Source organism: Acinetobacter sp. ESBL14 (genome assembly GCF_036668815.1).
GTDB lineage: Bacteria > Pseudomonadota > Gammaproteobacteria > Pseudomonadales > Moraxellaceae > Acinetobacter > Acinetobacter gyllenbergii.
The window spans coordinates 40,415-52,943 of record NZ_JAZEVS010000003.1 but is presented as its reverse complement, the minus strand read 5'-3'; the positions used below and the strand labels follow the sequence as shown (position 1 = coordinate 52,943).

The following is a 12,529-nucleotide window of genomic DNA, read 5'->3' as shown; positions in this document are numbered from 1 at the left end:
ATTTTATCGATCAAGAGAGATGAAGCTGCAATAAATGCAGTTATTCAAATTAACACAATTATGCCAATCCCTTGTTTATTTTCCTTGTATATAAAAACGAGGCGCCACGCCCAAAGAACGTTTAAAGGCTGCGGTAAAAGCACTGCTACTGCTATAACCCAACTCGATTGCGACATGGGTAATGGATTGCCCCAATTCCATGCGAGTCAACGCATTGAGCAAACAGGCTTGCTGGCGCCAGTTGCTAAAACTCATCCCCGTTTGCTGCCGAAAAATTCGTGTAAAGTTACGGCGGCTCATCCCAACTTGTGCTGCAATTTGATCAAGATCATCGTCCAAGCTGGGTGCTTTTAGCAATTGCAGACATAAGGCAGCTAACCGTGGTTCTTGCGGTAAGGGCGCATTTAAAGGCAGTTCAGGCATTAGTGCAATTTCTGCAATGATTAATCGCATGAGATAATCATCTCGACTACCCAACACATATTCAACAGGTAAATCAACCGCGGTCGACAATAGCTCATGCAATAAGGGTGACACGTTGATCACTGCGCAATAGGTTGGCAAGCCTACCGCATTTGCAGTTTCAGGGAGAATATAGGCACTACGGGTTTTGGTGATCCCGCCCATGTGTACTTCATGGTCAATCCCCGCTGGAATCCAAAGCGCACGTTTCGGTGGCACCACCCAACTACCAGCAGCGGTAATGACCGTTACAACCCCTGTAATCGCATACAGACATTGACCTCGACGATGGCGATGACTTGCTAGCAGATGACCATCGGCATAATCATTACCCGTGGCCATTACATCACGCGCCACGTCCTGATAATCATTGACCTGAATATTACGCATTGCCCTCCTCCCCCTAAATGGCCTGAACTCGACACTATCTGTCCCAAATATGATTGTGGGCCGATTTCTATTCAGTTTAGGATAAAAGTACTGAAAAACAAACCTCTTTCAGCAGCACCATTCAAACTGATACAACGTGTTGGAGCAATCATGGCAAGCAATACAGGCACTCTTGAGAATGCATTTCCGCAAGAGCAATTTCCACCGAATGATCAACCGCAGAAATTCGTGTTACGTGTTGTCGGCGCAGTTGCTTTTGCCCATCTATTAAATGATTCAATTCAAGCCGTAGTCACTGCAAGTTATCCGATGTTAAAAGCCGAATTTTCTTTAAGTTTTGCTCAAATCGGCTGGATTGCCTTGGTCTATCAAATTACCGCATCCTTATTACAACCGTGGATTGGGCTATATACTGATAAACATCCAAAACCCTATTTATTGCCAATGGGTATGGCAGCCACACTGATCGGCATCGGCTTAATGGCGATTGCAGCAAGCTTTCACAGTTTGTTGTTTGCTGCCGCATTAATTGGGGTAGGCTCGTCGACTTTTCATCCTGAAGCCTCTCGCATCGCCCGTACCGCATCAGGTGGACGTTTTGGTACAGCACAATCGATGTTTCAAGTTGGAGGCAATACCGGTTCTGCGATTGGGCCATTAATGGCAGCTGCCGTGATTATTCCAAATGGGCAAGGGGCAATTGGCCTCTTTGTTTTGGTTGCTGCTTTGGCGATTTTCGTTTTATTACGTGTCACCAAATGGTTGGTTAAACAAGCTCCTGTACAACGTGCTGCTAGTCAAGGTGCCATCTCTACCTTGACCCGTAAACAAGTGATTCAGGCCATGGCGGTGATTTGTGTTTTGATGTTTGCCAAATTTATCTATATTGCGGCCATTACCAATTATTTTACGTTCTACCTGATTGAACGTTTTAATGTTTCTATTCAAACCTCTCAGCTGTATCTGTTTATTTTCTTGGGTGCAGTGGCTCTGGGAACATTTGCAGGTGGCCCTATCGGTGATCGGATCGGTCGTAAAGCTGTGGTATGGGTCTCCTTCTTGGGTGTTGCACCGTTTGCCTTGATGTTGCCTTATGTTGGCCTTACTGGAACAGCGATCCTAGCAATTGTAATTGGTTTAGTGATGTCCTCTGCTTTCTCTGCCTTAGTGGTGTATGCTCAGGAAGCCGTGCCTGGTCGTGTCGGAATGGTTGCTGGCTTGATGTTTGGACTGATGTTCGGGATCGGTGGGATTGGTGCAGCGGGACTGGGACATTTAGCCGATACCCATGGTATTGTTTGGGTCTATAAACTCTGCTCCTTCCTGCCACTTTTAGGTTTTATGACTGCGTTCTTGCCGAATACCAAAAAATAATCCATCACTCAGAACTGCAGCATAGCAACAGGCCTGCTGCAGTTCTGAGTGATCAACATGATCTTGTTTGCCTGCACGTTTAAGTGCTAGAATTTTAGCCATCGTTGGAACTTGCTAGATTCCTTCTTTTTCATTGTTACGATAAAAAAAACCGCGAAAAATTGATGTTGATATTTTTTCATTCGCGAAAAATATCACATCAACACATATCCCAATCATTAAGATTCGGTCAGCGTTCATCAGGGCTTGAGTTGTTATCAGGCATCGTTAACAGGTTCTCGCAGCATTGCTGTACCTGCTTTTTCGATAGGACGCTTTATGAATCGCTCTCTATTTATTATTTTTTCGACCATTGCTTTAGATGCGATTGGCATCGGGCTGATTTTTCCAATCTTACCCGCCTTACTTCAAGACATTACACATAGTCATCAGACTGCGTTATACATTGGTCTGCTCGGCAGTCTCTATGCCGCCATGCAATTCCTCTTTTCACCTGTACTCGGTGCATTAAGTGACCGATTTGGACGGCGACCAATTCTGCTGCTGTCATTGGTAGGTTCAACCATCAACTACACTTTCTTGACCTTTTCACATAGTCTTTTGCTGCTAGTGATCGGTCGAATCATTGCAGGTATGAGCAGTGCCAATATGTCGGTTGCTTCCGCCTATCTTGTCGATATAACCAAACCAGATCAACGTGCCAAATACTTTGGTCTCATGAGCGCGATGTTTGGTGCAGGTTTTATTATTGGACCAATCTTTGGAGGTTTGCTGGGTGACTACTGGCTCAGACTGCCCTTTTTTATTGCAGCCATTCTTTCAGGCCTCAACTTTTTACTGGCCTATTGGGTATTGCCTGAGTCAAAAACAGCCGAGCTCTCAAACAATCCTGTTTCGAGTCTGAATCCATTTAAAGCCTTTACCTCGCTTCGATCAATCCCGAATATACTTCCTTTAATTGCCACCTTTTTTATCTTGAGTGGCACAGGTGAAGCTTATGCAGTGTGCTGGGCGCTTTGGGGACATGCTACCTTTCAATGGAACGGTTTTTGGGTGGGGCTATCTTTAGCTGCTTTTGGTTTATCTCAAATGCTGGTTCAAGCCTTTATTCCTCAGCATGCCTCCCAACGATTTGGAGATCGAAATACCGTCCTTATCGGAATAAGTTGCTCTTGTATTGCATTATCCATCATGGCTTTTGCTCAACAAGCTTGGATCATTTTTATCATCATGCCACTTTTCGCCTTAGGCAGTATCGGTACCCCATCATTACAAGCCTTGGCTTCGCAAAAAGTTTCGCCAGAACAACAAGGTCAATTCCAAGGCATTATTGCCTCTACAATCAGCTTGGCCTCCATGTTTGCTCCTCTACTATTTTCCACCCTGTATTTTCAATTTCAATCCGAATGGCCAGGTGCAATCTGGCTAAGTGTAGTCATGATTTATCTACTTGCGCTGCCTATTCTGATTCGCAGTCTCAAGCCAAACACACAACCCTCAAAATGACAAAAACGTAATTTTCCTGTTGCTCAGAAGTACTGATGCAACTTGGATAATAAAGATGAAAGCTGATGGCGCCGATTGTGTCATCAGTCCCACATCATGCTTTAAAAGAGGATAAAAAATGAGTTTTGTGCAAAACAGTAAAACCATGTTGCGCAACCTGATCATCGGTACGACTCTGGCAATTGCAACATCAACCGCTTTTGCTCATGTCAGCTTGATCAGTGCTACACCCGCAGCAAATACCATAGTTTCAACCCAACCTAAAAATTTAAGCCTTAATTTTGGTGATGAGGTGATGTTAATGAAGATTCAAGTTTTAGATGAACAACGCCGTGAACTTCCATTGAATTATAAGGTCAGCCATGACCTGAAAAAATCATTTGATGTGGCCTTACCTTCACTGAAAAAGGGCAAATATACCGTGCTTTGGAGCACCATGGGCAAAGATGGACACAACATGAACGGTGAATATAGTTTTACTTTGAAATAAGCCAAATCAAACTCGAAATAGATGAGCAACTTGCCAATCTCATCCCTTGACCAGTTGCTCGGGGTTAGGAATAAAAATGATGCCTGAATATTGGATATTCGCCGCCTGGATAATAAAAATTAGCCTATATCTAAGTACTGCTTTTGTCATTGGAGGTGCATTCTGTTATTTCCTCCTCGGACACTATGCTGAAATTAAAAAAGGGATGGTCAATTACATCAGCATTGGGGCCGCCCTTGGTTTTATGTCCAGTACGCTGGGTTTCTTGTTTTTAGTTGGAAGCTTTGCCAATACAGGCCTGCTCGGCATGTTTGACTGGAACTATATCAACATTCTGATCAACACTGCGACGGGACATGCCCATCTGCTTCGTATGATCAGCTTTGCATTACTGCTGGCATTGCTGATTTTTAAACTCAAAACGCACAGAACTGAAATTAGCCTGTTTGAAAAATGCATTTGGCCAATCCCAATATTGCTGATCGCCTATAGTTTTTCTCAACTCGGCCATGTCACCAATCTCCCCACTTTCGCCCAGCTTTTATTGACGATCCATGTGCTTTTAATGTCTGTTTGGATGGGGTCGCTCTACCCGCTTTGGAAAACCAGCCACATTATCAGTGGGCTACCGTTAAAACAATCTATGCATTTATTTGGACAGATTGCCGCATTTATCGTCGGTATTCTGATTGCATGTGGCATCACCATTGCACTACTCCTGTTTAAGGATTTTGATGTGCTCATCGCCACACCTTACGGACAAGGTTTTATCATTAAGCTTGTCTTGGTTATCGGCATTTTACTGTTGGCCGCTTTTAACAAATGGTACTTTAGTCCACGTTTACAACAGGCTAAATTTGCAAAACAACTCGGCTATGCCATTTTGTTTGAAATGTCACTCGGCTTCATGATTTTAATGACCACTGCCTATATCACCACAGTTGTCGGAATTGAATAAAATCACAAGGAACTGCTATTCGATGTGAATCATGGACATTTGAATAAAGCCCTGATTCACTCGATTGCGTTAAACAGACATGCTGTCATGTTTAACATGTTGTGTGATCCACCAAAATAACAAAGCCATGATGCTGATGCAGGCGCCGAGTACGCACACGCCTTGCCATCCAGCTCGTGCATACGTCAAAGTACTGCTGATCGCTCCCAAACCACTCCCAGCCGCATAAAACAGCATATACAGTCCAACCAAGCGACTTTGGTTGTCTTGTTGAGTTTGGAGAATCATGCTTTGATTGGTGACATGTAAAGCTTGCCCACCCAAATCCAGCAATAAAATACCAATGATTAGTGCAACAATTGAATATTCAATTTGAGCGAATGCAAACCAAGACAACAATATAATCAGTAAGGCAAAGCCACTAGTTCTTTGCGCAAAACCTTGATCTGCCCATTGCCCAGCTTTTGTCGCCATTAAGGCACCGAGTACCCCAACCAAACCAAATGCACCAATTGCGGTATGGGAATAATGATACGGCGCTGAGCTCAATAATAAGACCAAGGCACTCCAAAAAATATTAAAAGCGGCAAACATCAACAGTGCCAATAGACCACGTATTTGTAATATCTTATTGTGACAAAGCAAGCTCAACATCGACCCAAGCAACCGTGGATAGCTTAGCTTATACTGTGGATTCGCAAGCACAGGCAGAGATTTCCAAAGCGGTATGGCAATCACCAACATGAGCATTGCTGCACAGAAATAAACGTTTCTCCAACCCGCAACATCACTGATTGCTCCAGCAAATACACGCGCCAACAGCAAGCCAATAAATACACCACTTTGTGCTGTACCGACGACATAACCACGCTCATGCAAATCCGCCACGCTTGCCGCATAGGCAATCAGTCCCTGCGTCATGGCAGTCCCTAACAAGCCTACAGCAAACATACTGATGAATAGACTCAAAGTCGTCTTGGTGATGCTGACTGCAATCAAAGCAACACAGAGTGCCAACAGCTGCAATAACATCAACCGACGCCGATTAATTCGATCACCCAATGGCACCAACAAGAATAACGCCACAGCACAGCCAATTTGTGTCACTAAAATCACACTACCAACAGCGGCATAACTAATAGCTAAATCCCGAGCAATCGCATCAAGCAATGGCTGCACATAATAGACATTGGCAACACTAAGCCCGCTTGCAATGGCAAATAACCACACCAAACTGGTCGGCAATTTTTTTGGCTGAATTAAAAGACATTTTTCATTTTTGGGTAAGGAAGACCTACAGGGAATATTCATATCTACACCCAAACTAGTTTCAAATTAAAACTAGTTGAATCCTAATCCACCTAGTTTTAAAATGCAACTAGATCACCCTTTAATCTGCTGAGAATGCGATGCCAAACCCTAAAATTTCGAGTCCAGAATTCTGCCCTGTTGCACGGAGTGTTGAAGTGATTGGAGATCGTTGGTCCTTATTAATTGTGCGCGATATAATGGACGGGCTACACCGCTTTGGTGATCTGCAACGAAGCCTCAATGTCGCGCGTAACATTCTCTCAGACAGACTACATAAATTAATTGCTGCTGGGATTCTGCAAACACGCGCTGCTTCCGATGGCACAAGCTATCAAGAATATATTCTGACGGACAAAGGCGAACAGCTGTTTCCAATCGTGGTGGCATTACGCCAATGGGGGGAACAATATCTATTTGGGGAAAATGAAACTCATTCTGTCCTGATTGAAAAAACAACAAGGCAGCCTGTTCCCTTGATGATCCCCATCTCCAATGAGGGCACGGTATTGAACACAACAAGCACTGAAGTATTAAAGGTCAATCCATTGAGCGAATAAAATAAATGTAAAAAATTTATGTTTTGTTTACGCACAATTTACGATAATTTTATTATTTATCAATCGATTAAATCATAATATTCATAACATCTCAATTAACTCATCATTTAGGGATGTCATGAAAACTTTGCATCATATATTACTTTTAACGACAACGTTCTGCTCAAGCTATGCTTTGGCAACCGATCAAACCGCTGCAGCAAATTTCAGTCTGAGTGGGAATGTTGCTTTGGCGAGTGACTATCGCTGGCGTGGACAAACGCAGACTAAAAATGATGCAGCATTACAAGGAAACTTTGTTGTAAACCATTCCTCTGGATTTTATGCCGCGGCATTTGCATCAAATGTCGATTTCGGTGATGAAGCGCACTTAGAACTTGACCCCTCACTTGGTTATACAGCGCCAATCACATTCGGGAAATTCCAGCCCACCATTGATATCGGTATGCTACGCTATCATTACGTGGGAAAAAGCGATTTAAATTATAACGAATACTATCTCAAGCTGATCATCAATAGCGCTTTGAACGATGGTGATCGCTTTACACCAAGTATCAGTTATACCCCTCAATACGGCGGAAAAGCCACTCGCCAAAACGTCGGTGAAAATGTCAAAAATTGGTATTTCAATCTTTTATATACGACGCCGATCGCACAAACCAACTTTGCAGCAGTTGCAAGCTTAGGCTATTCCAAAGCCAGCCAAGCTATTTATGGTGGAACCGCCAAAGATCATTTCTTCGATTGGAAAATTGCAGCGAATTATAATTATAGACCGATGAACTTAACTGCTGAACTAGCTGCGATTGGAACTGACCTAGATCACACAGGTTATTCCGATAGCAATCAAAAAGGTGTTAAAACCGCCGCAGTGTTTAGTCTGACCAAGTCCTTTTAGATTAAAATGAAGTACAGCAAGCACGAATACACTTTATCGCTTGCTGTATAGCATCACATTTATTTGACTGATTCGCTCTAACTGGATTTACGCTGAAACCCTTGTTGCGCCAATAACTGAGCCCGTGTTTCATAATCTACAACTTCAAGCACCTGATGCAATAACCACATATAGCCAAAAGGGTCTTTAAACATGGCATTTTTAATGCCCATTTTAGGCATATCTTGCACCGCCTGAACCAGTGCGGCACCTGCATCCACAGCCTGCTGCAAGGTCTTTTCAATATCCGTGACAGTAATATTAAACCAGATTGGGATATAGCTCTCAGGAGTAGGCGCCAATAATTGGAAATCTGGGTTTTCATCCAACATATGAAAATGGACACCATGAATACTGATAATCACACTATTTTGTCCAAGCACAAAATCACCGACTTCGATTCTTTCAACCTCAAAAACCCGCTCATAAAACGCCAATGCCGCCATGGTATCTTTGACAATAAAATCAATTTCTGTACTTTGCATTTGATGTATTCCCTTTGTTTTATTCATTCTAAGGGACGGATTTTCTGATCACTGTCTTTACTTTGTAAGATAAGTAAATGCTCTGCGATAAAAAGGCGAAGCAAGATTTAATCTCGCCTCGCCTTTTTCTTTAGCTGTACTGATTATTCAATAATTAAATCTTTGGCAGGAATAGCATCGCCATAGACTGGCTTTAAGGTTTTTTCATAGGCCTGATGAATCACGCCTTCTTTGGCTAGCTTTTGCAAATCTTGATTTAACCAATCCAACAGTTCTTTATTGCCCTTTTGTACAGCAGGTGCAATTAAATCTTGCTCACCCAAATTGGTAATGCCGACAGTGTAATTTGGATTTTCTTTTGCCCATGCCAACACCAATAAATTGTCATGTGCCAAAGCAGCACCTCGACCATCTTTTAAAGCATCAAAAGTTTCTGTGTTTTGCTCATATTTTTGCAACTTAATTTCAGGATGTTGCTTGCTAAAAAATGAATCCGCTGTGGTGCCTTTATTCACCAATAAGGTTTGATCTTTTAACTGAGTAATATCAGTAATTGGTTTGTTCTTAGGAGACACTACACCTAAAGCGACTTTTAGATAGGGTTTGGCAAAATCCACCACTTGCTCACGTTCAGGTGTCACGGTGAAATTGGCAAAAATAATATCCACTTTATTGGCTTTCAGATATTCAACACGGTTGGCCGCTTCCGTCAGTACAAATTGAACCTTGTTTTCATCGCCCAATAAATCTTTGGCCACATGCTTGGCAATTTCCACATCAAAGCCCTGATTCTTACCTTGTGCATCCAGATAACCAAACGGCGGCTTGTCGCTAAATACGCCAATCCGAACCACACCGTTTTTTTTGATCTGTTCAATACTGGAGACCTGTGCCGAAGTATCCGCTGTTTTTTCCGTGGACTGTGGATTTTTATTACATGCCGTCAGTCCCAAACTGAATACGGAAGCCAGTAATAATTTTTGTAGATTTGAAAATGTTATTGTTTGCATAAGTTCACCTATTTTTTAACCTTATAAAAATCTGTTATTGCTTGGGGATATCGACATCCAAAAAGATATTCGGATTCACTGTTTCGCCATAAATCGGCTTCAAGGTTTGGTCATAAATCTTTTGAACCTCACCTGTCGTTCTAAGCTGTTTAATTTCATCATTGAGCCAGTGCAGTAATTGGCTATTGCCCTTCTTCACGCCTGCTGCGATAAAATCTTGATTACCAATCTGAGGAATGCCTGCCACATAATTCGGGTTTTTCGCTGCCCATGCCAAAGCATAGGTGCTGTCTTGGGAGATGGCGTCCCCCCGACCATCAATCAATGCGTTAAAGGCATCGGTATTTTGTCCAAATTTCAACAATTTGACTTTGGGATAGTTTTTACTGAAATAGATCTCCGAGCTTGAGCCCTTATTTACAATTAAGGTTTTGCCTTCCAGCGCTTTTACATTCGTAATGGCTTTGGCTTTGGGTGAGACAATTCCTAAGGATGCTTTTAAATAAGGTTCGGAAAAATCAACCACCTGTTGCCGTTCTGGTGTCACTGAAAAACTGGCAAAAACCACATCAACTTTTCCTGATTTTAGAAACTCAACCCGATTAGCCGCTTCCGCAATCACAAACTGAATTTTATGTTCATCGCCAAGCAGATCTTGAGTGACCCGCTTAGCCAGTGCCACATCAAAGCCCTGATTTTTGCCTGCACTATCGACATAGCCAAACGGTGGATTGTCCGCAAATACACCAACCCGCAATACACCATTTTTCCGAATCTGTTCCAGTGAAGTATCTTGTGCCGTAGCTTTGGCTTCAGTGGAAGCGGGTTGATTACAGCCTGTCAACATAGCTGCCATCAGTACACAGACCATTCCCAGACTAAACATTTTTGTTTTCGACAAATTCCAATCTTGCCCAATTGCTAAATTCAATCTCATAAAGTCCTCGTTTTCATTTTTAATAATTCAAAATATTGAGAAAGGTTCTCGCACGTTCAGTCTGAGGGTGCTGAAAAAATGCTTCTGGCGAGCTTTGTTCAATGATCTTGCCCTTATCCATAAAAATAATGCGATCCGCCACTTTGCGGGCAAAGCCCATTTCATGGGTGACAATCAACATGGTCATGCCTTCCTGCGCCAGTTTCAGCACCACATCTAGGACTTCCCGCACCATTTCAGGGTCAAGCGCTGCGGTAATTTCATCCAGTAAAATCACTTTCGGTTGCATCACCAACGCACGGACGATGGCAATTCGCTGCTTCTGACCACCTGATAAATTGGAGGGATAATCGTATTTACGATCGAGCAAACCTACCCGCTGCAACAATTGATCGGCCAATTGCTCCACTTCCGCACGTAGGCGTTTTTGCGCTTTTAACGGACCAAGCAAAATGTTATCAATCACATTCATATGCTTGAATAATTCATAGTTCTGGAACACCATGCCGATCTGCTGGCGCACGTTATCCCATGGCAAATCCTGCCCTAGCACACCAACATCTTTGAGATGGATCTCACCGTCTTGTATCGGTTCCAGCCCATTGATACAACGTAACAAGGTACTTTTTCCACAACCGGATGGCCCCAAAATCACCACCACTTCACCTTGTTGCACCTCTAGGTCAATGCCATGCAAAATATGACTTTGTTTATAAAACTTGTGTAAATGCTGTATCGATAACAAAGTCATGCGTTCTCCCACACTTTTTCTAAATGCGCTGCTAAAAGCGATAATGGATAACAAATCAGGAAATAAAGAATAAAGATGAAACCGTAAATCCACAGCGATGCGCTGGGTACCGTCAATAATGAATTTTCAATAATCTGCTGCCCCACTTTCAGGACTTCCACCATCCCGATCAGTACGGCTAATGAACTGGTTTTAATCATGCGGGTAAACAGATTTAATGCGCCAGGTGTTACCCGTTTTAAGCTTTGTGGGAAAATCACATAAACTAAGGCCTGTATATGAGTGAGTCCTACTGCATAGGCAGAATCCCGTTGATGTTGATCAATCGAGGTGATCGAAGCGCGAACCAGATCGCCCATTTCCGCAGTTCCCCATAGGGTAAATACAAAAATACAGACCCAAAACGATGACAACTGCCAGTTAAACCATGTCGCAAAACCAAAATAAAAAACGAATAAAAGGACGAGGATGGGTACAATCCGTATGGTTTCCAGATAGAAACGGCACAGGATTTTAATCAGCATATTTTTTGAGGTCATGATCACCCCAAAAATTGTCCCGAAAATGGCAGATAAAAATACAGATAGAAAGGCGATTTCGATGGTTTGCAATAAGCCATACAGCAAACGTTCGATATGACTCGGTTGAAATAAATACTCAAGTCCCATGGCTCACCTTCCGACTGCGATATTCCAGATAACTCGTTAAAGCCGAAACAGGTAACAAAATGATCAGATAGGCCATGATTAATAGAAATAGAGCTTCTGTGGTTTTGTAATCCATGCCAATCAAATCTTTGGTCACAAACAGGAGTTCCACCACAGCAATGGCGCTCAAGATCGAGCTTTCTTTAATTAGAAATAAGCAGTTCGCACCAATGGCAGGTATAGACAGCGACAGTGCCTGTGGAAATACCACATATTGAAAAACTTGCACGGCGTTGAGACCCACACTTCGAGCAGAATCAATTTGCCCTTGAGCAACTGACTGCAGGCCAGCACGAAAGGCTTCCGCCATATAGCTGCCACCTAAAAAAGTCAGACCAATTACGCCGCAGGTGAATCCATCGAGTTTGATGCCGATCTTAGGTAAACCGTAATAGAGAAAAAATAGCTGAATGAGCAAGGGCGTATTGCGGGAAACCTCAATATAGACTTTGACAATTTTGTTGAGTATTCGAACGTTATAGGTACTAATCACACTACAGATCAGCCCCAATAAAATAGATAACACAATACCAATGAAGGAGATTTTTAAGGTCATGAGGGTGGCCGCATAGAACTGCGGCAGCACACTCTGTATATACAGCCAATCCAAAGAAAACATCCGAATGAAAAATTGATTTTTTTGATAAATACGTT

Annotated in this window: 15 protein-coding genes; 6 read left to right on the top strand and 9 right to left on the bottom strand. The window is 42.7% G+C overall.

Translation table 11 applies throughout. The features are described 5' to 3' along the window. Window positions 1-75: 75 nt before the first annotated feature. Window positions 76-852, bottom strand: coding sequence for an AraC family transcriptional regulator (locus V6E90_RS11270; RefSeq protein WP_023270087.1), 777 nt, complete (start codon window positions 850-852; stop codon window positions 76-78). Between the two features lie 150 nt (window positions 853-1,002). On the opposite strand from V6E90_RS11270, the gene V6E90_RS11265 reads away from it, so the two are divergent. Next, the gene (locus V6E90_RS11265; RefSeq protein ID WP_332605366.1) at window positions 1,003-2,226 is read left to right on the top strand and encodes an MFS transporter; all 1,224 of its coding nucleotides are present in this window, start codon (window positions 1,003-1,005) and stop codon (window positions 2,224-2,226) included. Here V6E90_RS11265 and V6E90_RS11260 read toward each other — a convergent pair. Beyond that, a complete protein-coding gene (locus V6E90_RS11260) occupies window positions 2,185-2,328 on the bottom strand; it encodes a hypothetical protein (protein WP_262757090.1) in 144 nt (47 codons plus the stop codon). The two genes, V6E90_RS11265 and V6E90_RS11260, sit on opposite strands and share 42 nt — an antisense overlap. 216 nt (window positions 2,329-2,544) lie before the next feature. On the opposite strand from V6E90_RS11260, the gene V6E90_RS11255 reads away from it, so the two are divergent. From V6E90_RS11255 to V6E90_RS11245, 3 genes are all read left to right on the top strand, one after another. Continuing rightward, complete coding sequence (locus tag V6E90_RS11255) at window positions 2,545-3,732, top strand: TCR/Tet family MFS transporter (RefSeq protein ID WP_332605364.1); 1,188 nt, start codon at window positions 2,545-2,547, stop codon at window positions 3,730-3,732. A 118-nt stretch (window positions 3,733-3,850) separates the two neighbouring features. After that, on the top strand, window positions 3,851-4,222 hold the full coding sequence (locus tag V6E90_RS11250) for a copper resistance CopC family protein (RefSeq protein WP_332605363.1): 372 nt from the start codon (window positions 3,851-3,853) through the stop codon (window positions 4,220-4,222). Window positions 4,223-4,298: 76 nt separating this feature from the next. Beyond that, on the top strand, window positions 4,299-5,180 hold the full coding sequence (locus V6E90_RS11245; protein WP_332605362.1) for a copper resistance D family protein: 882 nt from the start codon (window positions 4,299-4,301) through the stop codon (window positions 5,178-5,180). Window positions 5,181-5,249: 69 nt separating this feature from the next. Here V6E90_RS11245 and V6E90_RS11240 read toward each other — a convergent pair whose 3' ends face one another. Continuing rightward, window positions 5,250-6,491 (bottom strand): MFS transporter, encoded by a 1,242-nt coding sequence (locus tag V6E90_RS11240; protein WP_332605360.1) that lies wholly within the window; start codon window positions 6,489-6,491, stop codon window positions 5,250-5,252. Window positions 6,492-6,589: 98 nt separating this feature from the next. Between V6E90_RS11240 and V6E90_RS11235 the strand changes: the two genes are divergently transcribed. Continuing rightward, entirely contained in the window at window positions 6,590-7,048 is a 459-nt protein-coding gene (locus tag V6E90_RS11235; protein WP_262757083.1) for a winged helix-turn-helix transcriptional regulator, read from the top strand. Window positions 7,049-7,166: 118 nt separating this feature from the next. Further along, window positions 7,167-7,946, top strand: a complete 780-nt coding sequence (locus V6E90_RS11230) for a TorF family putative porin (protein ID WP_332605359.1) — start codon at window positions 7,167-7,169, stop codon at window positions 7,944-7,946. A 77-nt stretch (window positions 7,947-8,023) separates the two neighbouring features. On the opposite strand, the gene V6E90_RS11225 is transcribed toward V6E90_RS11230, so the two are convergent. From V6E90_RS11225 to V6E90_RS11200, 6 genes are all read right to left on the bottom strand, one after another. Continuing rightward, window positions 8,024-8,470, bottom strand: a complete 447-nt coding sequence (locus tag V6E90_RS11225) for a VOC family protein (RefSeq protein ID WP_278492263.1) — start codon at window positions 8,468-8,470, stop codon at window positions 8,024-8,026. Window positions 8,471-8,613: 143 nt separating this feature from the next. After that, window positions 8,614-9,480 carry a cysteine ABC transporter substrate-binding protein gene (locus tag V6E90_RS11220; RefSeq protein ID WP_278492265.1) on the bottom strand — a complete coding sequence of 289 codons (867 nt, stop codon included), beginning with the start codon at window positions 9,478-9,480 and terminating at the stop codon, window positions 8,614-8,616. 34 nt (window positions 9,481-9,514) lie between these two features. Then, entirely contained in the window at window positions 9,515-10,417 is a 903-nt protein-coding gene (locus V6E90_RS11215) for a transporter substrate-binding domain-containing protein (RefSeq protein ID WP_332605356.1), read from the bottom strand. 19 nt (window positions 10,418-10,436) lie between these two features. Next, complete coding sequence (locus V6E90_RS11210) at window positions 10,437-11,168, bottom strand: amino acid ABC transporter ATP-binding protein (protein ID WP_016541003.1); 732 nt, start codon at window positions 11,166-11,168, stop codon at window positions 10,437-10,439. Next, window positions 11,165-11,836 (bottom strand): amino acid ABC transporter permease, encoded by a 672-nt coding sequence (locus tag V6E90_RS11205; protein WP_332605355.1) that lies wholly within the window; start codon window positions 11,834-11,836, stop codon window positions 11,165-11,167. Before V6E90_RS11205 ends, V6E90_RS11210 begins: the two co-directional genes overlap by 4 nt. Next, on the bottom strand, window positions 11,826-12,485 hold the full coding sequence (locus tag V6E90_RS11200; RefSeq protein ID WP_065343062.1) for an amino acid ABC transporter permease: 660 nt from the start codon (window positions 12,483-12,485) through the stop codon (window positions 11,826-11,828). The genes V6E90_RS11205 and V6E90_RS11200 overlap by 11 nt, the downstream gene beginning before the upstream one ends. Between the last annotated feature and the right edge of the window lie 44 nt (window positions 12,486-12,529).